General features: G+C 60.6%; 24 protein-coding genes. 15 read left to right on the plus strand and 9 right to left on the minus strand.

Features of this window, described 5'->3' with window-relative positions; genetic code table 11:
- The first annotated feature begins 4 nt into the window (after nt 1-4).
- Nucleotides 5-868, plus strand: coding sequence for a glycoside hydrolase (locus ACIGGE_RS14645; RefSeq protein WP_397490910.1), 864 nt, complete (start codon nt 5-7; stop codon nt 866-868).
- 459 nt (nt 869-1,327) lie between these two features.
- Here ACIGGE_RS14645 and ACIGGE_RS14650 read toward each other — a convergent pair whose 3' ends face one another.
- Nucleotides 1,328-1,975, minus strand: coding sequence for a peptidylprolyl isomerase (locus ACIGGE_RS14650; protein ID WP_397490911.1), 648 nt, complete (start codon nt 1,973-1,975; stop codon nt 1,328-1,330).
- 25 nt (nt 1,976-2,000) lie between these two features.
- Nucleotides 2,001-2,561 carry an ATP-dependent Clp protease proteolytic subunit gene (locus ACIGGE_RS14655; RefSeq protein WP_103023687.1) on the minus strand — a complete coding sequence of 187 codons (561 nt, stop codon included), beginning with the start codon at nt 2,559-2,561 and terminating at the stop codon, nt 2,001-2,003.
- Between the two features lie 151 nt (nt 2,562-2,712).
- Here ACIGGE_RS14655 and ACIGGE_RS14660 point away from each other — a divergent pair, with 151 nt between their 5' ends.
- Both ACIGGE_RS14660 and ACIGGE_RS14665 read left to right on the plus strand, forming a co-directional pair.
- Nucleotides 2,713-3,099, plus strand: coding sequence for a BlaI/MecI/CopY family transcriptional regulator (locus tag ACIGGE_RS14660; RefSeq protein ID WP_397490912.1), 387 nt, complete (start codon nt 2,713-2,715; stop codon nt 3,097-3,099).
- A complete protein-coding gene (locus ACIGGE_RS14665; RefSeq protein WP_397490913.1) occupies nt 3,096-4,787 on the plus strand; it encodes a M56 family metallopeptidase in 1,692 nt (563 codons plus the stop codon). Before ACIGGE_RS14660 ends, ACIGGE_RS14665 begins: the two co-directional genes overlap by 4 nt.
- A 68-nt stretch (nt 4,788-4,855) precedes the next feature.
- Here ACIGGE_RS14665 and ACIGGE_RS14670 read toward each other — a convergent pair whose 3' ends face one another.
- Nucleotides 4,856-5,707, minus strand: coding sequence for a neutral zinc metallopeptidase (locus ACIGGE_RS14670; protein WP_397490914.1), 852 nt, complete (start codon nt 5,705-5,707; stop codon nt 4,856-4,858).
- A gap of 87 nt (nt 5,708-5,794) precedes the next feature.
- Here ACIGGE_RS14670 and ACIGGE_RS14675 point away from each other — a divergent pair, with 87 nt between their 5' ends.
- The 5 genes from ACIGGE_RS14675 (at nt 5,795) to ACIGGE_RS14695 (ending at nt 10,182) form a co-directional block, all read left to right on the plus strand.
- On the plus strand, nt 5,795-6,550 hold the full coding sequence (locus tag ACIGGE_RS14675) for a 3-hydroxybutyrate dehydrogenase (RefSeq protein ID WP_397490915.1): 756 nt from the start codon (nt 5,795-5,797) through the stop codon (nt 6,548-6,550).
- Nucleotides 6,551-6,556: 6 nt separating this feature from the next.
- Nucleotides 6,557-6,898: a hypothetical protein gene (locus tag ACIGGE_RS14680; RefSeq protein ID WP_397490916.1), complete on the plus strand. Its 342-nt coding sequence runs from the start codon at nt 6,557-6,559 to the stop codon at nt 6,896-6,898.
- 69 nt (nt 6,899-6,967) lie between these two features.
- Entirely contained in the window at nt 6,968-8,431 is a 1,464-nt protein-coding gene (gene guaB / locus ACIGGE_RS14685; RefSeq protein WP_103023693.1) for an IMP dehydrogenase, read from the plus strand.
- A gap of 3 nt (nt 8,432-8,434) precedes the next feature.
- Complete coding sequence (locus tag ACIGGE_RS14690) at nt 8,435-9,607, plus strand: RsmB/NOP family class I SAM-dependent RNA methyltransferase (protein WP_397490918.1); 1,173 nt, start codon at nt 8,435-8,437, stop codon at nt 9,605-9,607.
- A 68-nt stretch (nt 9,608-9,675) separates the two neighbouring features.
- Complete coding sequence (locus ACIGGE_RS14695; protein ID WP_397490919.1) at nt 9,676-10,182, plus strand: tetratricopeptide repeat protein; 507 nt, start codon at nt 9,676-9,678, stop codon at nt 10,180-10,182.
- 1 nt (nt 10,183) lies between these two features.
- Here ACIGGE_RS14695 and ACIGGE_RS14700 read toward each other — a convergent pair whose 3' ends face one another.
- Entirely contained in the window at nt 10,184-10,657 is a 474-nt protein-coding gene (locus tag ACIGGE_RS14700) for an RNA pyrophosphohydrolase (RefSeq protein WP_397490920.1), read from the minus strand.
- Nucleotides 10,654-11,604: an alpha/beta hydrolase gene (locus ACIGGE_RS14705; RefSeq protein WP_301642988.1), complete on the minus strand. Its 951-nt coding sequence runs from the start codon at nt 11,602-11,604 to the stop codon at nt 10,654-10,656. The genes ACIGGE_RS14700 and ACIGGE_RS14705 overlap by 4 nt, the downstream gene beginning before the upstream one ends.
- A gap of 176 nt (nt 11,605-11,780) precedes the next feature.
- On the opposite strand from ACIGGE_RS14705, the gene ACIGGE_RS14710 reads away from it, so the two are divergent.
- The 4 genes from ACIGGE_RS14710 (at nt 11,781) to ACIGGE_RS14725 (ending at nt 16,752) form a co-directional block, all read left to right on the plus strand.
- Nucleotides 11,781-13,748: a 2-oxoacid:acceptor oxidoreductase subunit alpha gene (locus ACIGGE_RS14710; protein ID WP_397490921.1), complete on the plus strand. Its 1,968-nt coding sequence runs from the start codon at nt 11,781-11,783 to the stop codon at nt 13,746-13,748.
- Nucleotides 13,745-14,779 carry a 2-oxoacid:ferredoxin oxidoreductase subunit beta gene (locus tag ACIGGE_RS14715; RefSeq protein WP_397490922.1) on the plus strand — a complete coding sequence of 345 codons (1,035 nt, stop codon included), beginning with the start codon at nt 13,745-13,747 and terminating at the stop codon, nt 14,777-14,779. The genes ACIGGE_RS14710 and ACIGGE_RS14715 overlap by 4 nt, the downstream gene beginning before the upstream one ends.
- Before the next feature lie 106 nt (nt 14,780-14,885).
- Nucleotides 14,886-15,476, plus strand: a complete 591-nt coding sequence (locus tag ACIGGE_RS14720; RefSeq protein WP_222828029.1) for a hypothetical protein — start codon at nt 14,886-14,888, stop codon at nt 15,474-15,476.
- Nucleotides 15,477-15,723: 247 nt separating this feature from the next.
- Nucleotides 15,724-16,752 carry a metal-dependent hydrolase gene (locus tag ACIGGE_RS14725; protein WP_397490923.1) on the plus strand — a complete coding sequence of 343 codons (1,029 nt, stop codon included), beginning with the start codon at nt 15,724-15,726 and terminating at the stop codon, nt 16,750-16,752.
- On the opposite strand, the gene ACIGGE_RS14730 is transcribed toward ACIGGE_RS14725, so the two are convergent.
- The gene (locus ACIGGE_RS14730) at nt 16,667-17,422 is read right to left on the minus strand and encodes a phosphatase PAP2 family protein (RefSeq protein ID WP_397490924.1); all 756 of its coding nucleotides are present in this window, start codon (nt 17,420-17,422) and stop codon (nt 16,667-16,669) included. The two genes, ACIGGE_RS14725 and ACIGGE_RS14730, sit on opposite strands and share 86 nt — an antisense overlap.
- 41 nt (nt 17,423-17,463) lie before the next feature.
- Between ACIGGE_RS14730 and ACIGGE_RS14735 the strand changes: the two genes are divergently transcribed.
- The 3 genes from ACIGGE_RS14735 to ACIGGE_RS14745 are packed head-to-tail and all read left to right on the plus strand — an operon-like array spanning nt 17,464 to nt 21,344.
- Complete coding sequence (locus ACIGGE_RS14735) at nt 17,464-18,855, plus strand: cryptochrome/photolyase family protein (protein ID WP_397490925.1); 1,392 nt, start codon at nt 17,464-17,466, stop codon at nt 18,853-18,855.
- A 39-nt stretch (nt 18,856-18,894) separates the two neighbouring features.
- Nucleotides 18,895-20,145, plus strand: coding sequence for a class I SAM-dependent methyltransferase (locus tag ACIGGE_RS14740; protein ID WP_397490926.1), 1,251 nt, complete (start codon nt 18,895-18,897; stop codon nt 20,143-20,145).
- Entirely contained in the window at nt 20,142-21,344 is a 1,203-nt protein-coding gene (locus ACIGGE_RS14745) for a serine hydrolase domain-containing protein (RefSeq protein ID WP_397490927.1), read from the plus strand. The genes ACIGGE_RS14740 and ACIGGE_RS14745 overlap by 4 nt, the downstream gene beginning before the upstream one ends.
- Nucleotides 21,345-21,468: 124 nt before the next feature.
- Here ACIGGE_RS14745 and ACIGGE_RS14750 read toward each other — a convergent pair whose 3' ends face one another.
- The 3 genes from ACIGGE_RS14750 to purF form a co-directional block, all read right to left on the minus strand.
- On the minus strand, nt 21,469-21,816 hold the full coding sequence (locus tag ACIGGE_RS14750; protein ID WP_221598312.1) for a PilZ domain-containing protein: 348 nt from the start codon (nt 21,814-21,816) through the stop codon (nt 21,469-21,471).
- Nucleotides 21,817-21,928: 112 nt separating this feature from the next.
- Nucleotides 21,929-22,639 (minus strand): SDR family NAD(P)-dependent oxidoreductase, encoded by a 711-nt coding sequence (locus tag ACIGGE_RS14755; RefSeq protein ID WP_397490928.1) that lies wholly within the window; start codon nt 22,637-22,639, stop codon nt 21,929-21,931.
- Complete coding sequence (gene purF / locus ACIGGE_RS14760) at nt 22,639-24,111, minus strand: amidophosphoribosyltransferase (RefSeq protein ID WP_103023707.1); 1,473 nt, start codon at nt 24,109-24,111, stop codon at nt 22,639-22,641. Before purF ends, ACIGGE_RS14755 begins: the two co-directional genes overlap by 1 nt.
- Between the last annotated feature and the right edge of the window lie 17 nt (nt 24,112-24,128).

A 24,128-nucleotide genomic window follows, 5' to 3' on the forward strand; every position in this document is an offset into this window, starting at 1 on the left:
GGCAATGCGGTTTCTCGCCACTATCGTTTCTGCGGCGCTGCTGACGGCCTGCGCAACGATCGCAGGCGCGCCGCCCGCGCGGCTTGCGGCGGATTCGTTCTACCGCAAGCACGTGGACGCGGCGGGCATACCTATCCTCTCCTCCGCCCGTGTCCCGGACGCGGCACTTTTCGCGGCACGCGACATGGTCCGCGGCATGCTCGCTCACCGGCCCGATCTCGCGGCATGGCTCGTTTCCAACGATTATCGCATCGCGCTCATTTCCCGCGACGAAGCGCTGCTTGATTTGCCGGAAAATGCGGACTGGACCAAGCCGGCCCGTGACGATCCGCGCCTGACCCGATGCGAATTGAAGCATTACGACGAACGGATCGGCTCGAAAACCGACAGGGAATATTGGGACGAACGGGCGCGGGGAATCGGGGGTGAACGCATGGTCGGGTCCGAAGAGGACGTCTTGGGCCTGCCGATAAGCCGCTATTGGGGCGAGACGATCTTCGTTCACGAATTTGCCCACAATGTACTGTTCGCGATCGAGGGTGTAGATCCGGGCCTTTATGAAAGAGTCACGGCAGCCTACGCAAATGCCTTGGCTAACGATCTGTGGTTTGAGGAATACACCACCACGACGATGCAGGAGTATTGGGCGGAAGGAACGCAGTTCTGGTTCAATTCGAATCGTCTCCAGGCCTTCGATGGACGCCGGATCCTGAACGCTCGCGATCTGGCCGATTACGATCCGCAGCTCTATGCGGTCCTGGCCGAAGCTTACGGCGACAGCCACGAACTTGAGTCGGACCCATTCTACATGCATCCCGCCCGAGTCCCTCCGGGGCCGCCTCCGGTAAACACCGCGGAGGTGTGCTAAATGTCGTAGGCGTACGTTAATCTCCATAAGAGTATGGTCACGTTGGGAAAAAATGGAGATCGGAATGTTATCAGCTTTGGCTATCGCCGCATTGTCAGCCAGTTCGCCGTTTGTAGCTACTTTTCAAAACGTCGATGCTAGACAGGTCAATGCATCACGCGATCAGATGCCTTGGGAGCGTTGGAGTTTTACAATTTCAAATACGTCAGGGTCTGCACAAGAACTGCGTATTTGTCCGCACAATGTTGACCGAGTGGCCTCCGATCCCGCGCGAACTACCAAACGCGCTTTCGCGCTTGCGTTCGGTGATGCCAGCTGGAGTTACAATTGTATCAAAACAACGATAGAAGGCGGCGCGTCCATTGATCTACGCGCTTATACCCGACCATATGGGCAGGCAAATTCTCCAAGGACTTTGATTCTTCACACAAGCGATGGCGCCTTGATCCCCGCTGTGGATTAGTCCTCGTCATTTTGTAATAATCTTCTAACGTCCACGATCTCGACAGGCTCTGCCAACAATTGCCCCTTCATCCAGCCCTCTCCCTTTTCTGGGTCGGGCGGCAGCGCATGGATAGCCTGCACCACATCCATACCGTCCACAACATAACCGAAGACGGCGAAGCCCAGCTGAAGATTGGGATCGGATGAGGTGGGATCGGCATCGAGACCCGTCTGGTCCTTTATCATGATCGAGAAGTCGCCCGTGGCCGTCCCGGGATCGTAGCGCGCCATCGATAGTGCGCCATTCGTGTGGCTCAGTCCCGTCTGGCTGGTCGGCTCATGTGCAATTGGATCGAGGACGCGATCAGGGTCCATCCGTGTGCCTCCCTGCAACAAGCCGTTGGGAGGTTCACCCCAATCGAGATGCATTGCGCGGTAGAAATGCGTGCCGTCGAACCGATCCTCGTCCACATAGCGGAGAAAGTTTGCCGCGGTGATCGGCGCTCGCTCGGTCTCGATCGATACCGTAATATCGCCCATCGTGGTCTCGATCAGGACGAGTTGCGTGGCATACTCACGGCTTTGTACCTCCGGCTCGCTTTGGGCGAAAACCGGAGACGTAACCAGTAGAGCGGCGGCGGCGAGGGCGAATCGACGGATCATGCCGTCAGCATGACATGGTGGCCTGTCAGATCACACCCGCAATAAGGCCGCGCTCCGCGGCTTCCTTGCATCCGATGTACCAATTGTCCGGCGCCTTGTCGCGGACCTCCTCGAACTCGACGTCGGCCCCGTCCACGATCGCGCGGAAACCCTGTTCTTCGATGGCGATCGAATGTTCGATTTCGTTCAACGCTGCTTTGAGCTGCGCAATGCAGCTTTTCAGCGGCCCGTTTAGCTGGATCGTCTTCGCAATCTGGCGCTCGTGCAGAAGGAGCGAGGAATCTTCGGTCATGTAGCGGCATTCTACGGGAAATCCGGCCATGAATGTCGCGCCCGCGGAATAGACAGCGGATTTTCCGAGGAAATAGATCGTCCGACCGGCATTGCGGAGGAGGCGAACGTCGTCGGCCATCGTTCTCGCGATCTCCGGATTTCCGCCCAAGGTCGTCAGCGCAATCACGAGCAGACCTTCCTTCGGTGCCGCGCTCAGCTGATCGCGGAATTCGGCATACATGGCCTCGTCGACACTACCGACAAGACGCAGTTGCGGCGCGGCAAGAATGGCATTTCGATCGTCGTCGTTCATCGGGTCCGGTTTCCTATTGGTCGGGTATCCTCCCCAGCGCACCGCGGGGAAGGTGGTTCCAGACCGATGATCACACGCAATCGAGTGTTTACATACGTAATCGAAGGCGGTACATACTTTGGGACTACAGTTAGACTAATGGGAGCAGGCAATGTCCAGGCGCAAGGATACCGGTGAGCGGATCAGCGATGCCGAGCACGCCATTATGGAAGTGTTGTGGGACAAGAACCCCGTGTCCGCGACCGACGTCTGCGACGCCATTTGTGACGAACGCGACTGGTCCATCGCTACTGTAAAGACCTTGCTTAGTCGCCTGGTTCAGAAAGAGGCTGTCGGCACCGAACCCGACGGACGCAAATTTCTATATCGCCCGCTGATCGAACGCTCCGATTACGTCGGAGGCGAAAGCCGTCGCCTTGTCGATCGACTATTCGGTGGCCGTGCAGCTCCACTGTTTGCGCAACTAGCGGAAAACGAAGCGCTGACCGATGACGATCTTGCCGAAATCGAGGCGCTCTTGAGGGAGATGCGCAAATGACCGAACTTGTTCGCGATTATTGGGAACTGTTCCTTTTCGATACGCTGTTATGGACCGGTGGTCTCATCGCATTGGCGCTGCTTTTGCGCCGCCCCGTGGCAAAGCACCTTGGTGCGGGCGCGGCCTACGCCCTTTGGTTTCTGCCACTCGCGCGTCTGCTATTCCCTCCGGTGACCCTTCCGGCATGGATGCGGCCTGCCTCGTCCGAGAGCGAGGCGCTGATAGAGCCTGTCCGGTCGGGGCTGGTCTCTGCACCCGGTGCGGACGTCGGCTTTTCCTACACCGAATTCGTCGCGCCGGCGATGCCGATGCCGGCGAGCTCTTCCATCGATTTCGTGGTTCCGTTGGTGATAGTTTGGCTGGTCGGCGCGGCGATCTTCATGGGCCGTCGCTTCTGGCTCTATGGCGAACTGCGCAGGGAACTGCTCGTGCATGCGCGGCCGGTGGGCGAGGTGGGCAATATCCGCCTCATCGAAACGCCTGCGATTTCAGGTCCCATGGCTTTCGGCGTGTTAGACAAGGTCGTTGCGCTTCCCGATGGCTTCATGGTCAGCCGCGAACGGCAGGTACGCGATCTCGCTATCGCGCATGAAGTGGCCCACCATCGCGGACACGACATACTTGCAAACATGTTGATCCAGCCGCTGTTTGCGTTGCACTGGTTCAATCCGCTCGGCTGGATGGGCTGGACGGCCATGCGCCGGGACCAGGAAGCATTCTGCGACGCCCGCGTAGTCGCCAGCCGCAGCCGTGACGAACGGGCGGCCTATGCGGCGGTTATCGCCGACTATGCCCGCCGCTCCGGGCCTGCCCCGCGACCAGCTCTGGCTGCGCCGATGGCCTGTCCGGTGCTCGGCGACAAATCGATCATTCATCGCCTGCGTAGTCTGCCGATGACGGACCATTCGCGCCGGCGCCGCCTGGTCGCACGCGGCACGGTCGCGGCTGCTCTGGTCGCTTTGCCAATGACTGCCAGCGTCTACTATTCCGAAGCCATTGCTGCGCCCTCCACCAAATCGCAGATTCCCGCTTCTCCGCTTTCGCCAGCTGCACCTTCGGCGCCTCTGCCGCCGCAAGAGGTTGCGGCAGCCGAACCTGGCGATCGCACGGTCCGCATTGAGCGCGTGGATGACAACGGCAATGTGACCGAGCGGCGGACTGTGCGTTACGGCGATAGTGAATGGTCCGAAATGACCGCGGGCGACGAAGCGGATCACCAGGCAGCCATGGCAGAACATGAAGCGCGAATGGCCGAACTGGAAGCAGACCGTGCAGAGCGGAACAGCGAGCTGCAGGAGCGCCTGAGCGAGCAGCGCGAACTTCGGATAGAGGCCGCAGAGCTTGCTCGCGAGCGGGCAGCAGAAGCGCGCGTCAATTCCGAAATGCGGGTCGCAATGGCATCGGCCACCGCGGTAGGCGTGCAGGCTCGCGCAGTAGCTGCGCGTGCCCGTGCTTCGGCGCCGCGCGTCGTGAACCAGTGCCGCGGTTACGATGCGCCGGTTACATCGGTCACCGACGCTCAGGGCCGCACCACCATGTATGTTTGCGAAGAATATGGCGATCGCATCGCACTCAAGGCGCTGAAGGCTGCTCGGCAGGCACTCGCCATCGAGCGCAACCTTTCCGATCGTCAGCGCGCAGAAGCGCTGCGTGAACTCGACGCCGAAATTTCCGAACTTTCGCGCTAGGTCCCCACAGGCGCGTATACGAAGGGCGCGGTCATTGTGCCGCGCCCTTTTTGGTTTTCGAAATGCGGTCAGCCTACGTTCGTGATGCGATCGCAGGCCCGGTCATCACCTTGCAGACCCATGCGCAGCGCGTCGCTGCGTTGCTTGCTGGTGCCGTGGGTGAAATTTTCAGACGAGACCCGTCCGCCCGTCAGCCGATCGTCGCCGATGGCGGCCGCAGCGTTCATGCCTTCTTCGATATCGCCCGGTTCGATCAGATCGCGGTTCTTCCCGGCCCATACACCAGCATAACAATCTGCCTGCAATTCCATCAGCACCTGAAGCTGGTTCGCCCGGCGCGGGTTCTGCTGCTGAAGGCTGCGCATTTGATCGGAAATGCCTGTTATCGTCTGGATATGGTGGCCGTATTCGTGGGCGAGAACGTAATAGCGGGCAAAATCCCCGCCAGCGCCCAACTGCCGTTCCAGCGTGTCGTAGAAGCTCGTATCGATATAGATTGTCTGGTCTGCCGGGCAATAGAACGGGCCGACTGCCGAAAATGCATTTCCGCATCCTTTCGTACGGACGCCGCCACCGCCGAACAGGTCGAGCGTAGGCTCTTGGAAATCGTATCCCTGATCACGGAAGGTCTGGGACCACGTCGTGTTGAGCGATGTCAGGGCATTGCACGCTTCGGTCGCATACTCGCTGCTGGTGCAGACTTCCTGCTCATTGGTATTGGCCGGCCCAGCCTGCTGCTGGCCTTGCTGCACGCTCTCGACCATTCCTGCAGTCTGCATCGGGTCCAGTCCGAAAACGAAATAGCCCAGCGCCGCAATGATGATCGTGCCGCAACCGATACCGCCCGCCTTGCCGCCGGGCATGCCTCCGCCGCTCGATCGGACATTGATGTTGCCGGTATCGAAAGGATTGAGCCGCATCCGTTCCCCCTGTGCTGTCGGCTTTACAGCGCCCACTATGTGCGCGATGGCCTGAATCGATATTCCCTATAACGGCCGGAGGTTCAAATGTTTCTCGATGGTAAGCGCGCACTCGTCACCGGGTCGACCAGCGGCATCGGCCTCGCGATCGCACGGGCGCTCGCAGCCGAAGGCGCAAGCGTCGTACTCAACGGCTTCGGGGACGATAGCGAGATCGCGAAACTGTGCGACGAGCTGGGCGCAACTCATAGCGGAGCCGATCTGACCGACGTATCGCAGATCGAAGCGATGATGGAGGAAGCGGGCGGGGTCGACGTCCTCGTGAACAATGCCGGTATGCAGCATGTTGCACCGGTGGAAGATTTCCCGGTCGAAAAGTGGGATACGATCATCGCGCTGAACCTGACCGCCGCGTTCCATACCACGCGCCTCGCAATCCCGGGGATGAAGGCGAAGGGCTGGGGCCGTATCATCAACACGGCGAGCGCCCACTCCAAGGTCGCTAGCCCGTTCAAGAGCGCCTATATTTCAGCCAAGCACGGGCTGGACGGCCTGACCAAGACGGTGGCGCTGGAAGTGGCGGAGCATGGCGTGACGGTCAATTGCATCAGCCCCGGCTATGTTTGGACACCTCTCGTCGAGAACCAGATTCCGGACACGATGAAGGCGCGCGGCATGACACGCGAGCAGGTTATGAACGAGGTGCTCCTCGCCAAACAGCCGACCAAGAAATTCGTTCAACCGGCGGAAATCGGCGCGATGGCCGTGTTCCTGTGCCGTGACGAGGCGCAGAATGTAAACGGCGCCAACTGGAGCGTGGATGGCGGCTGGACGGCGGACTGACAGATCGTGTCTTTGTCATTCACCGCTTTCCTCGCCGCGGCTTTCGCGTGCCTCTTGGTCAGCCTGACTGCAATGGTGCTGGCGCTGCGCGAACCCGGGCTCACGCTGAAGCCGTTGTGGATGGTTCTCGCCTTCGTCGGGGTTGGAGGTGCGGTAACGGTCTGGTCGTCGCCAGAGAACGTGTACTGGTTCTTCGGAATCGCCTTGCCGACCGTGTCCTTCTCGACTGGTGACGGAAGCTGGGAACCAGTGTTGATCCGTTTTCTATTCCCTGTCGGAGCTTTGCTGGTGCTGGGGCGCCTGTACTGGCATCGCCGTTGCAGCTCGGCAGAGCGCCTCTCCGCCTGAGCCACTAGCGCCCGCAACAAACCGTCGTTACATGGGCCGCCACATTTCCTCCGGCAGGCGATTCTCTACGTGGCACATCTCGACATTCCCCTCGGTCTTACTTTCGACGACGTACTTCTTGTACCGGCGGAGAGTGAGATCCTGCCATCCATGGCCAATACGACCACGTGGCTGACGCGCGAAATCGCATTGAATATCCCCGTCATCTCGTCCGCGATGGACACGGTGACGGAAGCCGACATGGCCATCGCCATGGCGCAATTGGGTGGGATCGGCGTTCTCCACCGCAATCTCGAGGTCGATGAACAGGCCGCCGCTGTTCGCGCGGTAAAGCGGTATGAAAGCGGCATGGTGGTCAATCCCATCACCATCCACCCGGATGCAACGCTGGGGCAGGCTCAGGAAATCATGGCCAAGCATCGCATCAGCGGGATCCCTGTCACTGATCGCAGCGGCAAGCTGGTCGGAATACTGACCAATCGCGACGTTCGTTTCGCGGAAAATCCGCGTCAGCCTGTCAGCGAACTGATGACCACCGAAAACCTCGCTACCGTGCCGCTCGGCACCAGCCAGGAAGAAGCGCGCAAGCTGCTTCACCAACGGCGCATCGAAAAGCTGCTGGTTGTGGACGATAACGGGCGCTGCGTTGGTCTGATCACAGTCAAGGATATCGAGAAGGCCGTGGCCTATCCCGATGCAACGAAGGATGCGACCGGGCGCCTGCGCGTTGCCGCAGCAACCACTGTTGGCGACAAGGGTTTCGAACGCACCGAAGCGCTGATCGATGCCGAAGTGGACGTGGTCGTCATCGACACCGCTCACGGCCATAACCGCGATGTCGCTCGTTCGGTCGAGCGTGTGAAGAAGCTCTCCAACAGCGTTCAGGTCATTGCCGGCAATATTGCCACGGGCGAAGCGGCCAAGGTGCTGGCCGGTGCAGGTGCCGATGCCGTGAAGGTGGGAATCGGTCCCGGCTCCATCTGCACCACGCGCGTAGTGGCAGGTGTTGGCGTACCCCAGCTGACCGCGATCATGGATTGCGTGGAAGAAGCCGAAAAGCTCGGTGTGCCCGCCATTGCCGATGGTGGTCTGCGCACCAGCGGCGATGCAGCGAAAGCGCTTGCCGCTGGTGCTTCGACTATCATGGTCGGATCGATGCTCGCCGGAACCGAAGAGGCCCCGGGCGAAACCTTCATTTACCAGGGGCGCAGCTACAAGAGCTATCGCGGCATGGGCAGCGTCGGTGCGATGGCGCGTGGCAGCGCCGATCGCTATTTCCAGGCGGACGTAAGCCAGCAGAAGCTGGTACCCGAAGGGATCGAAGGCCAGGTGCCCTACAAGGGCCCGGCAAGCGCTGTGATCCACCAGCTCGTCGGCGGAATAAAGGCGGCCATGGGTTACACCGGGAGCGCCTCGATCGAGGACCTGCGCAAGAATGCAAAATTCGTGCGCATTACCAATGCTGGCCTGACCGAGAGCCATGTCCACGACGTGGCCATCACCCGGGAAGCGCCGAACTATCCGACGCGATAGGCCATGACCCCCGCCGCACGGGTTCAGACTTCGATAGAGCTGCTCGACAGCATCATCGAAGCCGCGCGCAACAAAGGCGCGCCGGCCGATCGCATCCTTGCGGAATGGTTCCGCAACAATCGGTTCGCCGGATCGAAAGATCGCCGTGCCATCCGTGAACTGGTGTTTGCCGCTATCCGCGCCTGTGGCCCGATGCCGGCAAGCGGGCGATCCGCTATGCTGCGCCTCGGTGAGGTCGACGAGAACATTCCGGCTCTATTCGACGGATCGAACTACGGGCCCGCGGCCATTCGCGACGGCGAAAGCGCCGCCGCGGGCGGGGTTGCTCCCGAATGGCTCGAACAGCGCTTGGCCGCATCCGATGTGACAGGTCAGGAAACAGAGGCTCTACTCGAACGCGCGCCTCTTGATCTGAGGGTCAATACGCTCAAGGCCGACCGCGCCACTCTGGAGCTTCCGGCACCTGCCATCACGACCGCGGCGCCAAACGGATTGCGGGTTGAACCGGGCACCCAGGTGGAACAATGGCCGGCATTTCGCGATGGTGCGATCGAAGTACAGGATACGGGTTCGCAACTCGCCTGCATGGCGGTCGCGGCGCAGCCGGGCGAAACCGTCATTGATCTGTGCGCTGGCGGCGGCGGCAAAACGCTCGCCCTCGCTGCTGCGATGGATAATCTGGGCCGTCTCATCGCCTCGGATACGGACCGCAATCGCCTGTCTCGCCTTGCCCCGCGCGCCGAGCGGGCCGGGGCGACGAACATTCAGACGATCCTGCTAAATCCGGCGCAGGAACTTGGTGCTCTTGCAGATTTCACAGGTCAGGCGGACGCGGTCCTGATCGATGCGCCGTGCTCGGGCACCGGCACCTGGCGGCGCAATCCCGAAGCCCGCTGGCGTCTCGACGAAAAGGAACTGGCCCGCCTTACCGAAATCCAGTCCTACCTGCTCGATCTGGCGGTGAAACTCGTCAAGCCTGGCGGTCGGATCGTGTACGTCACTTGCTCCCTCTTGGACGAAGAGGGGGCGGGGCAGTTCGATGCCTTCCTCGGCCGCCACTCCGAACTTCGGCCGAAAGGGCTGACCCTTCCTCATGGTCGCCCCCGCGGGAAAGGAATACGCCTGTCTCCGTTTCATGATGGCACCGACGGTTTTTTCATCGCCTGTGCAGAATGAACATGTTAGCCATACCGATTATGGCTGATACGCCGCCCATTGGACGGAATACCCCGCTGGAGACTCTCATGCGTTTCGCACCCGCCGCCGCTGCCCTTTCGCTGGCCCTCGCCGCAACTTCGAGCGTGGGTTGGGCAGATCAACGCGAACCGGCTCAGCGCGCCGCGGTGCTAATCGCGGAAGGGGAAGCAGCTCTTGCGCAGAACGATGTTCAGGGCGCGATCGATGCATATGAAGCCGCGCTCGCCGTCGATCCCGGTTACACGCCGATCCTTCTCCATCTCGCCGAAGCCGCGCGTGCGGACCAGTTGCAGGGGAAGGCAATCCGCTATTACCGCGAAGCGCTAGACCGTGATCCGCGCAATCTCGCCGCCCTTGCGGGCGAAGGCGAGGCGATGGTTGAAAAGGGCGCGGTCGAAAAGGCCAAGGGCAATCTGGCCAAGCTCCAATCGATGTGCGGCCAGAGCTGCGCCGAAACCGAACAGCTTTCCGCCAGCATTGCCGCCGGTCCGCCCAAGCGCGTTCAGACGGCCGAAGTAGTGCTGCCCGAAGACGGGGCGACGCAGCAGAACTGAGCTATACCAGCTCGCGAAAGGCATCGACCACGGTGCGGTAGACGCGTTTCTTGAACGGGACGATCAGCTCCGGGAGCTGCTCGGGGTCGACCCATTTCCAGTCACAGAATTCGGGCGGATCGTGCGCTTCCAGGTCGATATCTTCGTCCGCGCCGGTGAAGCGGGCAAAATACCAGACCTGTTCCTGCCCGCGATATTTCCCGCCCCACAGCTTGCCGATCAGTTCTTCCGGCAGATCGTAGCGTATCGGCTCATCCATCGCCTTCAGGATCGTAACGTGCTCGGGCCTGGCACCGGTTTCTTCACCTAGCTCGCGCAAGGCGGCAACCTTCAGGTCTTCGCCCTCATCGACGCCGCCCTGGGGCATTTGCCACCAGTCGCCTTCCTTGTTGTCGATGCGGCGGCCGACGAATACCTTGCCATCGCCATTCACCAGCATCACGCCCACGCAGGGTCGGTACCCGAGTTCGCTCACCTGTAACGCTCCACCATCAATTTCACGGCATCGAGGAAGGCCTCGAGATCGGTCTGGCCGCTCGGTATCGCTTTTCGCAGCGTCGTAAAGCCATGGATCATGCCAGGGAACTCGAGAAAGACCACTTCCGTGCCGAGTTGCACCAGGTGTGCGGCATATTCCCGGCCGGAATCGCGCAGCGGATCGAGCCCGGCGGTACACAGAACCGTCGGCGGCGTATTGGAACAGTCGCCTACCATCGGGGTGTGACGCGGGTCGTTCGCATCGCCTTTGTACTGGTCGGTGAACCACGCCATCGCCGCGCCGGTCAGCAGGAAGCCGTCTGCAAACAGCGAGAAGCTCTTATGCTTCGATACGTCGCTTGCCACCGGATATATCGGCGCCTGCACGATCACCGGAACAGCTGCGGGATCGCGCATAAGCTGGTTGGTGGTGACGATCGTCAGGTTGCCGCCCGCGCTGTCGCCGGTAATGATCAACCCGGTAATGTCGCGCTCCAGCTCGTCCGGCGATGATGCGACCCAGCGCGCCACCGCTTCACAATCGTCGGGCGCAGCGGGGAAGGCATGTTCGGGTGCAAGGCGATAATCGACCGATACCACCGGCAGGTCGAGATGATGCGAAATCTCGGTGCAAAGCGCGTTGTAGACGTCCAGATCGCCGATCACGAAGCCGCCACCGTGGATGAAAATCACACAGGGGCTGGGGCCTCGTTCGGCCTTCACGTCGTAGAAACGGATGGGAACCGGGCCGGCAGGTCCGGGACAGGTCAGATCCTTCTGGACCGCCATCGCGCGCGGTTCTGCTTCGGCTACTGCGCTCATGGCGCGCATCTGGGCACGGCCTTCGTCGGCACCGACTTCTTCCACGCCCTTTCCGCCCATCTGTTCGAGCATGTCGAGGAAACCGCGCACATCGTCGCGGACATAATGTTCGGTATCGGCCATCGGTATCTCTCCCAGTTGCGTTGCGTTTCGGGACTTAGCGCGTTCACAGCGCTTTTCCATGCGTCTTTTTTGGCCTAGCAGAGAAACTTCATTGCGAGAGGATGGGGTGGGGCCTAGGTGGCGCATCCCAGAAGAAACGGCACCGCAAACTGGCGGTGCAGACAAGGAAGATCCGGATGGCGACAGTCGCCCCGAATGACGCCGACCTGACCCAGGACGGCCTCCCCGCAAACCCCGAAAGCGTTGTCGTGCGCTTCGCCGGCGACTCTGGCGATGGCATGCAGCTGACCGGCGGTCAGTTCACTCTGTCGACTGCGCTGGCCGGCAACGATCTGGCGACCTTTCCCGATTTTCCGGCAGAAATCCGCGCTCCTCAAGGGACGCTGTTCGGGGTTTCGGCATTCCAGATCAATTTCGGCAGCCGCGAAATCAACACCGCGGGCGATGCGCCCGATGTGCTGGTCGCGATGAACCCCGCCGCGCTCAAGGTGAACCTCGCAGCGCTCAAGCCCGGTGGGTTGATCATTGCCGACACCGGTGCCTTTACCAAGCGCAACCTCGACAAGGCGAAATACGATGCCAATCCGCTGGAGGATGGCAGCCTGGCGAAGTTCGACGTGCTCGCCTTCGACATCAGCGAAAAGACGATCGAGGCGGTCAAGCCTTATGGCCTCGGCAACAAGGATGCGCTGCGGTCAAAGAACATGTGGACGCTCGGCCTTGCCCTGTGGATGTTCGATCGGCCGCGCGAGCCGATCCACGACTGGCTGAGGGGCAAGTTCAAGTCCAAGCCCGATATTGCCGACGCCAATATCGCCGCGCTCGACGCGGGCCATGCCTATGGCGAAACGGCGGAACTGTCCGGCCCGCTTAAACAGCTTCATATCGAACCTGTGCCCAGCGACCCCGGTCTCTACCGGACCGTCACCGGTGCCGAAGCCGTCAGCCTCGGCCTCGTCGCAGGCGCGCAGCTTGCCGAATTGCCGATGTTCTTCGGCGGCTATCCGATCACCCCAGCTTCTGCGATCCTGCATCATCTGGCGCGGCTCAAGGAATTCGACGTCACCACCTTCCAGGCGGAAGACGAGATCGCCGCGATCTGTGCCGCCATCGGCGCGAGCTATGCGGGCAGTCTCGGCGTAACCTCCTCGTCGGGTCCCGGCATCGCGCTCAAGGGCGAGGCGATGGGCCTTGCCATCATGACTGAACTGCCGCTGGTCATCGTCAATTCGCAGCGCGGCGGCCCGTCCACCGGCCTGCCGACCAAGACCGAGCAGAGCGATCTCTATCAGGCGGTCTATGGCCGCAATGGCGATGCACCGATGCCGGTGATCGCCGCCAGCAGCCCGGGCGATGCTTTCGAATGCGCGATCGAGGCCTGCCGGATCGCGGTGCAGTACATGACCCCGGTTATGCTACTGACCGATGGTTACATCGCCAATGCCGCCGAACCGTGGAAGGTGCCGGACCCGGCCGATTTCGCGCCGTTCCCGGTCGAATTCCTCGATCAGCCCAACGACGGCGAGAATTTCCTGCCCTACAAACGGGACGGGAAGGGTGCACGTCCCTGGGTCAAGCCGGGCACACCCGGCCTGATGCATCGCATCGGCGGGATCGAGAAGCACGAGCTGACCGGCAATATCGATTATTCGCCGGACAACCACCAGCGCATGACCGATGCGCGCAAGAACAAGATCGACGGGATTGCGAAGGAATTGGCCCCGCAAGGCGTCACCCTCGGCCCGGACGGCGACGATGCCGGCGGCAAGCTGGCCGTGGTCGGCTGGGGTTCGACCTTCGGCCCGATCCGCCGCGCGGTCGACAATTGCCGCCGCAAGGGAATGGACGTCAGCCACATCCACGTCCGCCACATCTGGCCGATGCCTTCGAACACCGGCGAGCTGCTGCGGAAATACGACAACATCCTCGTGCCCGAAATGAACACCGGCCAGTTCAAGACGGTCCTGCGTGATCAGTTCCTTGTCGATGCTACGCCGCTGACCAAGACCAGCGGCCAGCCGTTCCAGATCGCCGAACTGGAAGAAGCGATCAGCAAATATTTCGACGGTATTCCGGATAATGAAGGCGGTCAGGTCCTAGTCAACGACGACCAGTTGCCGAGCCCCGATGGAGGCGCAGAATGAACGCTCCTGTAAAGATCGAAACCACGCTCAAGGACTGGGAAACCGACCAGGAAGTTCGCTGGTGCCCGGGCTGCGGCGATTATGCCATCCTCAAGGCCGTGCAGCGCACATTGCCGCAACTTGGCGCGGATCCGGCGAACACCGTGTTCATTTCCGGCATCGGCTGCTCCAGCCGTTTCCCCTATTACGTCGAGAGCTACGGTTTCCACACCATTCATGGCCGTGCACCCGCTTTTGCGACCGGCGCCAAGCTGGCCAATCCGGATCTCGATATCTGGCTGGTGACCGGTGACGGCGATGGATTGTCGATCGGCGGCAATCACTTGATGCATGTTCTCCGCAGAAACGTGAACATGCAGATCATGCTGTTCAATAACGAGATCTATGGCCTCACCAAGGGTCAGGCTTCGCCGACCAGCCGGGAAGGGACCAAGTCGCCTTCGACCCCCATCGGCAGTTACGATCATCCCGCACGTCCAGCCGCTTTTGCGCTCGGTGCCGGGGCGCGCTTCGTGGGTCGCGGGTTCGACGTGTCCAAGAACCTTCCCGATGTACTCAAGGCGGCCCATGCCCATCAGGGTGCTGCCTTTATCGAGATTTTCCAGAACTGCATCGTCTACAACAAGGATGTTTTCAACGACTTCGCTGCACCCAAGGGCGCGGAAGATCAGCAGCTCTGGCTCGAAAACGGCCAGCCCATGCTGTTCGCCGGCGGCGCCAAAGGCATCGCCCTGAACCATGAAACCCTCAGCCTCGACGTGGTCGATGTGAATGATGGCGATTGGGAAGCGGCGAAGGTGATCGTGCACGATGTCACCAACCGTTCCATAGCGCATATGCTGGTCGAAATGCCGTTCGGTCCGTTCCCGATGGCGCTCGGCGTGCTCTATGACGATCCACGTCCGACCTTCGAAGCTGCCGCCATGGCTGAAAAGGCTGCGGCGAGCGAAGGCAAGGAAGCCAATCTCGCCAAGCTGCTCGGCAAGGGGCAGACGTGGACGGTGAGCGGCACGACTCAGGACCCGGTCTGAAACCGCTTCGGCAGAATATTGCTTTAATATGAACGATTAGCCTCCTGTCCCGTTGGGAAGGTGAAGACGTCGCGTTTTGCGACGATCTCTAGAACAGGAGGACGTTTTGAAAAATCTCACTATTCTCGCCCTGACCAGTGCTGCCCTGGCCCTTTCCGCCTGTGCGGATAACGACGCCGATGAGACGGCCGTTACCGACACACCCGAAATGGCGACCGAAACGGGCATGATGGCAGATGACGCGATGCCAGTGGGCGGCGAACTGTCCGAAAATCAGCAGACTGCCTATGATGCCATGGACCGCCAGGCTGTGAGCGACGAATATGACGCCAATCGCGACGCGGAAATGGCCAGTGCGAGCGAAAGTGACAGCAGTCCTTCTATGGACGCGTCGCAGTCCAGCGATGATGCGAACGTGAACCCGATACCGCCGCGCTCGGAAATGGATTTTGCCTATCTTGACCGTAATTCGGACGGGAAGCTGTCGGTTGCGGAATATGCGATTTGGGCTGTACCCGCCAATCCGAATACACCTGTCTCCAACGATCAGACGAAGCCTTACATTACGACGGCGCAGATCAACGAAGCGGGACAGACATTCTTCTACTTCGATGAAGATGGCGATAGCTACCTCAGCGACGGCGAATTCTCGGCTGCCCGGGACAGCTCGCGCACGCCGGGTTCTTCCAGCATGTAATTATTGAATCGAAGCCGATTTACTGCGGGGCGGCGATATTTCGTCGCCCCGTTTTGTATCTTTCCTACTTGCAGCGTACCAGTTACGCGCTTTGATATGGTTTTCTTTCAGTCATGTTCTGGCGAATATGTCCGTAAGGGTAGGGCTCCTGCGTCCGAATTTGGTGGGGGGGAATCCTGCATCAGGACTGTGTCAACTCCGTCAACCTGCGGCGGGAAAATGCCCGCGAATCTTGATCTGAACGCCGATGGATAATCTGACGCATAGCCTGGTCGGGGCATTGCTCGGTCAGGCAGGTCTCAAGAAGAAGACGGGTCTGGCCATGCCCGCACTGATCATCGGCGCGAACCTGCCTGATGTGGATGCGGCCTGTTTTTTCTGGCTCGATGGTGTCGAACATCTCGGCTTTCGCCGTGGTATTACCCACGGTCCGCCCGCCTTGGTGCTTCTGCCACTCATCCTCGCTGGATTGCTCTGGGGTTTCGATCGCTGGCAGGCAAGGCGTGGCAGGCGGCCAGCCGCGCGGCGACCGGTGAATTTCAAATGGCTTTATCTGCTCAGTCTTATCGGTTGCTTGACGCATCCGGCGTTCGACTGGCTGAATTCCTACGGCATTCGCCTGCTCGAACCTTTCAGTCACCGCTGGTTCTACGGCGATACGCTGTTCATCATCGACGTGTGGCTTTGGGCGCTGCTCGGCTTCACCACGTGGTTTTCGCTTCGTCGCGAAAAGCGCGGCGGGGACTGGATGCGGCCGGCCCGGATCGGAATACTGATCGCGATGGCCTATATCGGCGGCAATTGGGCGACGTCCCGCTCGATGAGCGAACTGGGCAATATGAACGTCGCCTATGGGAAGCCGATCGCAGCGCCGGTGCCCGTGGCCTTCTGGCAGCGGGACATCATCTTTCCCGATCCTGACGGCAGATACGAGATTTTGCCGTGGTTCTCGGGCCCGTCCAGTCATGTCGAGGTCCGGCATTTTGGCGATGCCTATCTCCCGTCGTGCCGACTGTCCGAATTGGCCAGGACGGACACCCAGGTCGAAGCATTCCTCTTCTGGTCGCGCGCCCCGTTCGTTCAGCGCGACAATAATGGGGCGCTGGCGCTGCGCGACGCACGCTTTACCGATCCGCGTGCGGCGGGCCAGTTCTCGGTCTCGCTGCCGCGCGACGCGTGCTCCGATTTCTTCAGCGAACGGCCGGTTCCTCCCGCTCCGCAGCTTCGTGATCCGCTACCGCCCGAACCGGCCGGTACAGCACCGCCGCCGCAGTGAACGACCACGCAGCACCGCCTAGCCAGCCGGCGACCACATCGCTGGGATAATGCACGCCAAGCATCACGCGGCTCCAGGCGATCATCGCCGACACGATCATTGCCGCGCCGATAAGCGTGTAGCGTACCGAATGCCGGTTGCTGAGCGACGCGAAGGCCAGCGCCATACCGATATAGATCATGGCCGATCCGAAGCTGTGCCCGCTCGGAAAACTGTTGCCGCCAGCCTCGGTCAGGTGTGGCACGATCTCCGGGCGTGGCCGACCGATCAGCCATTTCATGACATTGTTGAGCATCCAGCCAAGAAAGACGGTCGCCGCGAACAGGAAGGCCTCGCGTCGCAAGCTCAGGAACAGTAATGCCGTTACCGCGCCGATCACTATCAGAGTGCTCAGGAAGATGCCGCCCAGGGAAGTCACGTCGCGGACTGCCTCGTGGATGCGTGAACTGCCGACGGGTTCCAGTGCGGCGCCGGTACGATACAGATGAAGGCCCCACTCATCGAATGCGCCGGTTTGTGCATGTGTGACCAGATAGACCATGAGCGCCCAACCGACCCACAGTATTGCTGCCGCCAACAAGGCTTTGCCACGGTCAATCGTGAAGCCGCGCTCCGGCAGAACAACAGTTTCGGCGGCCAGATGCTCGGAATCGTGAATGATGTCGCTCATGCAGTCAGGAACAAGCGCGCCGTGATCCGGGTTCCGCAGGCATGAGTTCTGTTCAGATTGTGTGGCTTCGGCGCGACTTGCGTCTGGCCGATCAGCCCGCTTTCCACGCCGCCGCCCAAGCCGGTCCGGTCGTCCCGGTCTATGTTCTGGATGACGATCGGGCCGGGGACCACGCCTATGGCGGGGCGAGCAGGGTCTGGCTGCATCACTCGCTCGATAGTTTGGCGCGCAGCTTGGGAGCGCATCGTTCGCGCATCTTGCTGCGCCGGGGTGATGCACCGCAGGTGCTCGCCGCGTTGGCCGATGAAATGGGTGCGGCCTGCATCCATGCAATGCGCCATTACGAACCCTGGTGGAAAGAGGCAGAGGACGAACTGCGCGATGCGCTAGGGGGCGATTGCAAGCTCTGTCTCTACGACGGCAACTATCTTCTTCCCCCTGGTAGTGTGACAACGGGTTCGGGAAGCCCGTACAAGATCTATACGCCCTTTTCGAAGGCGATGCTTGACGTCATGCCGCCGCGCGATCCTCTGCCGGAACCAGGCACGATGCATTCGCCCGATAGCTGGCCGGACAGTGCCGATCTGCAAGACTGGAAGTTGCTGCCCGCAAAGCCAGACTGGGCGGGCGGGATCAGCGATTTCTGGGATTTTGGAGAGGCCGCAGCGCACGATCGGCTCGATTGGTGGGCCGACGAAGTGGCCGATTACGACGAGGGGCGGAACCTGCCTTCACAGGACATTACCTCCCGCCTGTCGCCGCACCTTCACTGGGGCGAGATCAGTCCGGCGCAGGTGTGGCACAAGCTCAAAGATAAGCGCTCCGACGGATGGCGTACATTTGCGAAGGAACTGATCTGGCGCGATTATGCGCAGAACGTGATCGATCAATTCCCCGACTATCCGCGCGAAAGTTACCGCGATTACGACGAGCGTAAATTGTGGCGCAACCCGGACGCGGGGCACCTGATCAATGAGGATCTGGAATGCTGGCAGAAGGGCATGACCGGTTATCCGATCGTCGATGCCGGCATGCGACAGCTTTGGCAGACCGGCTGGATGCACAACCGTGTCCGGATGATCGCGGCAAGCTTTCTGGTGAAACACCTGCTGATCGATTGGCGTTACGGAGAACAATGGTTCTGGGACTGTCTCGTCGATGCGGATTACGGCAACAACGGCGTCAACTGGCAGTGGATTTCCGGTACCGGGGTGGACAGCAATATGTTCGTGCGGATCATGGCGCCGCTCACGCAAAGCGAGAAATTCAACTCTGCAGATTATATCCGGGAGTATGTGCCCGAACTGGCCGACCTGTCCGACGATTGTATTCACGATCCGCCCGATGAAAAGCGCGGAGATTATCCGTCCAAGATGATTGGTCACAAGGAGGCGCGCGAACGGGCACTGGAGGCGTATCGCGCGGCCAAGTGATGCTTGAGCGGGACGGCCGGACGCGCCATAGGACCGGCGATGGACATGCCGACAACCCAGCGCGGCCGCGAGCTGCTTTCCGGATCCCAGCGTTTTGCGCGCAAGCCCGGTTGGCTTGCCAGGATCACCGCGCCGGGTTTCGGCAAGATCCTGGACCGGATAGACGCCGCGCTGACTTCCGGTGCAATTTACGGTGTTTTGCCGGATGGAACTCGTCGCGTGCTCGGCGGCCGCGCTCCAGGCTTCGAATGCGAAGTCCAGCTGCGCAGCTGGAACGCTCTCGTTCGTCTTGCCAGCAACGGCTCGGTCGGCTGGTACCAGGCTTGGGAAGCGGGTGAATGGTGGAGCCCGGATCCGGTTCCGCTCTTCGCGCTTTTCATGCAGCATGCAGGGCGACTGGGCGATACGGCGCGTGCCAAGGGCCCTTTTCGCCATGCGCTCAAGCTGGCCCATCTGATCAATCGAAACACCCATGAAGGCGCGCAGAAAAACATCAGCGCGCATTACGATCTGGGGAACGACTTTTACCAGGCATGGCTCGACGCGACGATGAGTTACTCATCCGCTCTCAAGTTGCGCCACGAGGGGCTTGAACCGGCGCAGCGGCGTAAATGGGACGCGCTGGCATCGCGCATCAGTGACGCTCCGAAAGTGCTTGAGATCGGGTGTGGATGGGGTGCGCTCGCCGCGCATCTTGCCTCTCGCGGCGCTTCTGTCACCGCGATCAGTTTGTCCGATGAGCAACTAACATGGGCGCGCGACCATCACGACGTCGCAGTGGATTTCCGCAAGCAGGACTATCGCGATACCGCCGGGCAATATGACGCCATCGTCAGCGTCGAAATGGTCGAAGCGCTTGGGCGTGAATACTGGCCCACATTCATGGATTGCGTGGCGCGGAATCTGAAACCGCGTGGCCGGGCGGCCATCCAGTACATTTCGATGCGCGACGACCTGTTCGAAGATTATGCGAAAAGCGCGGACTTCATCCAGGCCTATATATTCCCCGGCGGTCTTCTCATCAGAACCAGCGAGTTCCGGCAACTTGCCGAACAGCGAGGCTTGTCGTGGCAGGATCAGAAAGACTTCGGTCTGGACTACGCCGAAACGCTGAAGGAGTGGCGTCACAACTTCGATGCCGCGCAGGCAGAAGGGCGGCTGCCGCAAGGGTTTGATGATGGGTTCTGCGATCTGTGGCGGTATTATCTGCAATATTGCGAAGGTGGTTTTCGCGGTGGCGGGATCGACGTGCACCAGGTCACGCTAGTCAAACAGGGAGAAGACAAATGAAACGGCTCTTGATCTCGACTGCCGCATTGGCGCTGGCCGGCTGCGTTTCGACTAATACCGATACGCTTGGCTCGGCAGCACAAACGCCAACAGTTACGCAGTCGACGCCCGAGGATATGGCGAGCCTGGATCCAAGCGATTCCATACTGTTCTGGAGCGACGACCGCCGATCCGAAGCCTTTCGCGACATGGAGGCGCACTTCCCCGGTCTCGAAGTTGCTCCGGCATCTGTCCCACGCCCTTTGCCGCGTTCGACACAGACCTTGCCGGACACGCTTCAGAGTTCGATCCGAACCTATATGACGAGCAGTCACGCTGCCGGGTTTATGGTGCTGAAAGATGGAAAGATCGTGTTCGAAGATTACGGTCTTGGTTTCGGTCCAAGCGGGCGCTGGACCAGCTTTTCGGTGGCAAAGAGCTTCACATCGACTCTGCTTGGGGCGGCGATCAAGGATGGCTTTATCGAAAGCATCGATACTCCCGTTACCCAGATCATTCCGGCCCTCGCTGGCACGGCGTATGAAGGCGTAACCGTCGGCCAGATCGCGACGATGACGTCGGGGGTGGCGTGGAACGAGGACTACAGCGACCCCGATAGCGATGTTGCAAAGATGCTCGGCATCACGCCCGTAGCTGGCGAATCGCAGGCTGTTACCTACGCCCGCACACTCCAGCGCGAAGCGCCTGCGGGCGAGAAATGGGTCTACAAGACCCTCGAAACCAACCTTCTTGGGCTGATCGTGGAAGAGGCGACTGGCAAGTCCCTGGCGGCCTATGCAGCGGAAAAGATCGTTGAGCCGGCCGGTTTCGAAGGTGGCCTATTCTGGATGCAGGATCTGACCGGCGGAAATATCGGCGGTTGTTGCCTTTCGTTGCGGCTCGCCGATTATGCGCGAATGGGCCAGTTTGCACTCGAGGGAGGCAAAGGAGTGGTGCCCGAAGGCTGGTTTGTCACCGCCGGATCGCCGCTGGTCAACTTTGGTCCCCAAGCTCCAGGTTTCGGCTACGGATATCAGTGGTGGACTTATCCAGGCGGCAATTACGGCGCACAGGGCATTTTCGGTCAGGCGATTACGATCGTACCAAAAGAGAAGCTGGTCGTCGCAGTTGTGAGCAACTGGGAGACCGCGACCAGCAGAACCGACCGAGAAGGCTTTCGGGAGCTGGTTGGAAAAATCACCGAAGCACTTGAGGAATAGATCGGCGAAGAATGATGACGGTGGCCTCGGGGCGCGCCGTCATCGCTTGTCACTAGGATGGATTGCCTGTCCGATGCTCGGATGGCGGCCCCAACGTGCTACTCGCTTTGCTCGCAGCGGAATGTCAGTAGGAGCGGTAAGCTCCGTCGCCGCTGTACCGGGCAAGAATGGACTCGTGGACAATCGGGCTCAGCAGTTCGCTGAAAGCGCAGCCGACCATGCAGCTCTCCCACCAGACAACCTGCGCCTGCAGCGATTCCAGACCGGGAAGGGTAAGCCAGCAAAGCTGCCCTTCGTGCATGCGATTGAGTGCTGCCGCCGAAAACCCCGAAATCGAGAGGTCGTGCACAACGGTCTGAAACGCCCGCCCGCCGCTAGCACGCAACTGGCCTGGGATGGTGAGCTTCGTACGCGGAGCACAGCGATCTTCCTGCGCTACGAAGGAGTAGCGGTCGTGTGTATGGTGGATCATGGCTTGCGCCCTTCCGCGGTAAATTCGAAATCGAAACGTCTCGCGTATACGCGACGCGCACTATCGAATATCGCGTTTCAGGGTTGCAAATTCGTTAGGACGGCTGGTTAATTCAGCCTTCGACGCGCTCTCGGTGGAAGCCCTCGAAATCGTTAACGAGTAACTCGACCAAGCGCTTTGCAACCTCTTCGGGCGCCTTTACCGTTTTCGGATCCTCACCCGGATAAGCCTTCGCGCGCATTTCCGTACGAGTCGCGCCAGGATCGAGCACGGCCACTCGTACCTTCGAAATCTTCTCGACCTCCTGCGCATAGCTTTCGAGCAGATTGTCGAACGCGGCCTTGGTGGATGCGTAGGCGGACCAGTACGCGCGCGGGGATGCACCGACGCTGCTTGTCAGGCCTATAACCCGCCCTGCGTCGGCGCGCTTCAACAGCGGATCGAAATTGGCGAGTAGTGCTTGGGAGGCAAGGAAGTTCACTGTCAGCGCCTGGCTCAACTGCTTCCCATCGATTTGCGTAACCGGTGTCAAGGTTGGCAGATAAGCTGCTGACAGAACAAGATAGTCGAGCCTATCCCACCGGCTGCCGATCGCCGAGGCTAGGCGCGCGATTCCGTCACTTTCAGCCAGATCGACCGGCGCGATTGTCGAAGCGCCACCGGCTTCGTGAATGGAGTCTTCCACCTTTTCCAAAGCGCGGACATCGCGTCCGGTGAGGACCACATGTGCCCCGGCTGAAGCGAGTGCAGTTGCGGTCGCAGCGCCGATGCCTTTGCTGGCCCCCGTTACCAGCGCGAGGCGATCTTCCATCGGTTTGGTCATCAGGCGACCTGCTCCGCCGGGAACGCAAGCTGCTGCTGCCGATCCTCGCGCCGCGACAGATCGGTCAACGAGGTCGGATAATCGCCCGTGAAGCAAGCATCGCAGAATTGCGGGCATGCGGAATTACGCGGCTTTTCACCCACCGCACGGTAAAGCCCGTCGATCGACACGAAGGCTAGGCTATCAGCCTTGATAAATTCCCGCATGGGTTCGACATCCATGCGGGCTGCCAGCAACTTGCTGCGTTCAGGCGTATCGACACCATAGAAGCAGCTGTGTGCCGTCGGCGGGCTGGCCACGCGGAAGTGAACTTCCGTAGCTCCGGCATCGCGCATCATCTCCACGATCTGCAGGCTGGTGGTGCCACGAACGATGCTGTCGTCGATGAGCACGATCCGCTTGCCTTCTACCAGAGCCCGGTTGGCATTGTGCTTGCGTTTGACGCCGGCATGGCGGGCGCCGTCGCTAGGCTGGATGAAGGTGCGTCCAACGTAGTGCGAACGAATGATCCCGAGTTCGAAAGGAATTCCTGATTCCTGCGCATAACCGATGGCTGCCGGAACGCCGCTGTCAGGCACGGGAATGACGAGATCAGCTTCGATCGGCTTTTCCCGAGCGAGCTCTGCGCCGATGGCCTTGCGCGCTTCGTAGATGCTGCGCCCGTCGAACACGGAGTCAGGACGGCTGAAATAGACATGCTCGAAAATGCAAGGCCGGGGGGCGTAATTGCCGAAGGGATGCAGCGAATCGACGTTGCCATCGAAACCCACCTTGATCACTTCGCCCGGCTCGACCTGGCGAACGAATTGCGCACCGACGACGTCGAAGGCGACTGTTTCGGAAGCGAAGACGGTCGCATCGCCCATCCGGCCCATCTGCAAAGGACGAATGCCGAGCGGGTCGCGACAGGCGATCATTCCTTCCGGAGTCATGACGATAAGCGCGTAAGCGCCTTCGAGCAGACGCAGGGCATCGATCAGCCGGTCCATCGTCGTCGGATAACGACTGGTTGCCACGAGATGGATGATCACTTCGGTATCGCTGGTCGATTGGAAAATCGACCCACGCCGGACGAGATCTTCGCGGAGCATGCCCGCATTGGAAATATTGCCGTTATGCGCCACAGCGAAACCGCCGCTCGCAAGATCGGCATACAGCGGCTGAATGTTGCGCAGGCCGGAGCCACCGGTCGTCGAATACCGCACATGCCCTGCGGCCATCGTACCGGGCAATTCGGCGATTGCTTCCTGAGAGGAAAAATTCTCCGCCACGTGACCTAGGCCGCGGCGCGTGTAGAATTCGGCGCCGTCGAAGCTTGTTATGCCGGCAGCTTCCTGACCGCGGTGCTGAAGCGCATGCAGGCCGAGCGCGGTAGCGGCAGCGGCATCGGTCGCATTGATGGCACCAAAGACGCCACACTCTTCGCGCAGCTTGTCGCCATCCTCGTCGAGAAACGGGTGGGTAATATTCATCGGAAGGCCTGTCTGCC

Origin of the sequence: Qipengyuania sp. NPDC077410 (assembly GCF_044543405.1) — a bacterium.
Classification (GTDB): Bacteria; Pseudomonadota; Alphaproteobacteria; order Sphingomonadales; family Sphingomonadaceae; genus Qipengyuania; species Qipengyuania pacifica.

Bases quoted from the DNA above. Each gene is read 5' to 3' on its own strand.
- ACIGGE_RS14745 (WP_397490927.1), top strand. From the start codon at position 20,142: ATGAAACGGCTCTTGATCTCGACTGCCGCATTGGCGCTGGCCGGCTGC.
- ACIGGE_RS14740 (WP_397490926.1), top strand. From the start codon at position 18,895: ATGGACATGCCGACAACCCAGCGCGGCCGCGAGCTGCTTTCCGGATCC.
- ACIGGE_RS14675 (WP_397490915.1), top strand. From the start codon at position 5,795: ATGTTTCTCGATGGTAAGCGCGCACTCGTCACCGGGTCGACCAGCGGC.
- ACIGGE_RS14725 (WP_397490923.1), top strand. From the start codon at position 15,724: ATGGATAATCTGACGCATAGCCTGGTCGGGGCATTGCTCGGTCAGGCA.
- ACIGGE_RS14660 (WP_397490912.1), top strand. From the start codon at position 2,713: ATGTCCAGGCGCAAGGATACCGGTGAGCGGATCAGCGATGCCGAGCAC.
- ACIGGE_RS14715 (WP_397490922.1), top strand. From the start codon at position 13,745: ATGAACGCTCCTGTAAAGATCGAAACCACGCTCAAGGACTGGGAAACC.
- ACIGGE_RS14755 (WP_397490928.1), bottom strand. From the start codon at position 22,639: ATGACCAAACCGATGGAAGATCGCCTCGCGCTGGTAACGGGGGCCAGC.
- ACIGGE_RS14655 (WP_103023687.1), bottom strand. From the start codon at position 2,561: ATGAACGACGACGATCGAAATGCCATTCTTGCCGCGCCGCAACTGCGT.
- ACIGGE_RS14735 (WP_397490925.1), top strand. From the start codon at position 17,464: ATGAGTTCTGTTCAGATTGTGTGGCTTCGGCGCGACTTGCGTCTGGCC.
- ACIGGE_RS14750 (WP_221598312.1), bottom strand. From the start codon at position 21,816: ATGATCCACCATACACACGACCGCTACTCCTTCGTAGCGCAGGAAGAT.
- ACIGGE_RS14650 (WP_397490911.1), bottom strand. From the start codon at position 1,975: ATGATCCGTCGATTCGCCCTCGCCGCCGCCGCTCTACTGGTTACGTCT.
- ACIGGE_RS14690 (WP_397490918.1), top strand. From the start codon at position 8,435: ATGACCCCCGCCGCACGGGTTCAGACTTCGATAGAGCTGCTCGACAGC.
- ACIGGE_RS14645 (WP_397490910.1), top strand. From the start codon at position 5: ATGCGGTTTCTCGCCACTATCGTTTCTGCGGCGCTGCTGACGGCCTGC.
- purF (WP_103023707.1), bottom strand. From the start codon at position 24,111: ATGAATATTACCCACCCGTTTCTCGACGAGGATGGCGACAAGCTGCGC.
- ACIGGE_RS14665 (WP_397490913.1), top strand. From the start codon at position 3,096: ATGACCGAACTTGTTCGCGATTATTGGGAACTGTTCCTTTTCGATACG.
- ACIGGE_RS14730 (WP_397490924.1), bottom strand. From the start codon at position 17,422: ATGAGCGACATCATTCACGATTCCGAGCATCTGGCCGCCGAAACTGTT.
- ACIGGE_RS14695 (WP_397490919.1), top strand. From the start codon at position 9,676: ATGCGTTTCGCACCCGCCGCCGCTGCCCTTTCGCTGGCCCTCGCCGCA.
- ACIGGE_RS14710 (WP_397490921.1), top strand. From the start codon at position 11,781: ATGGCGACAGTCGCCCCGAATGACGCCGACCTGACCCAGGACGGCCTC.
- ACIGGE_RS14705 (WP_301642988.1), bottom strand. From the start codon at position 11,604: ATGGCCGATACCGAACATTATGTCCGCGACGATGTGCGCGGTTTCCTC.
- ACIGGE_RS14670 (WP_397490914.1), bottom strand. From the start codon at position 5,707: ATGCGGCTCAATCCTTTCGATACCGGCAACATCAATGTCCGATCGAGC.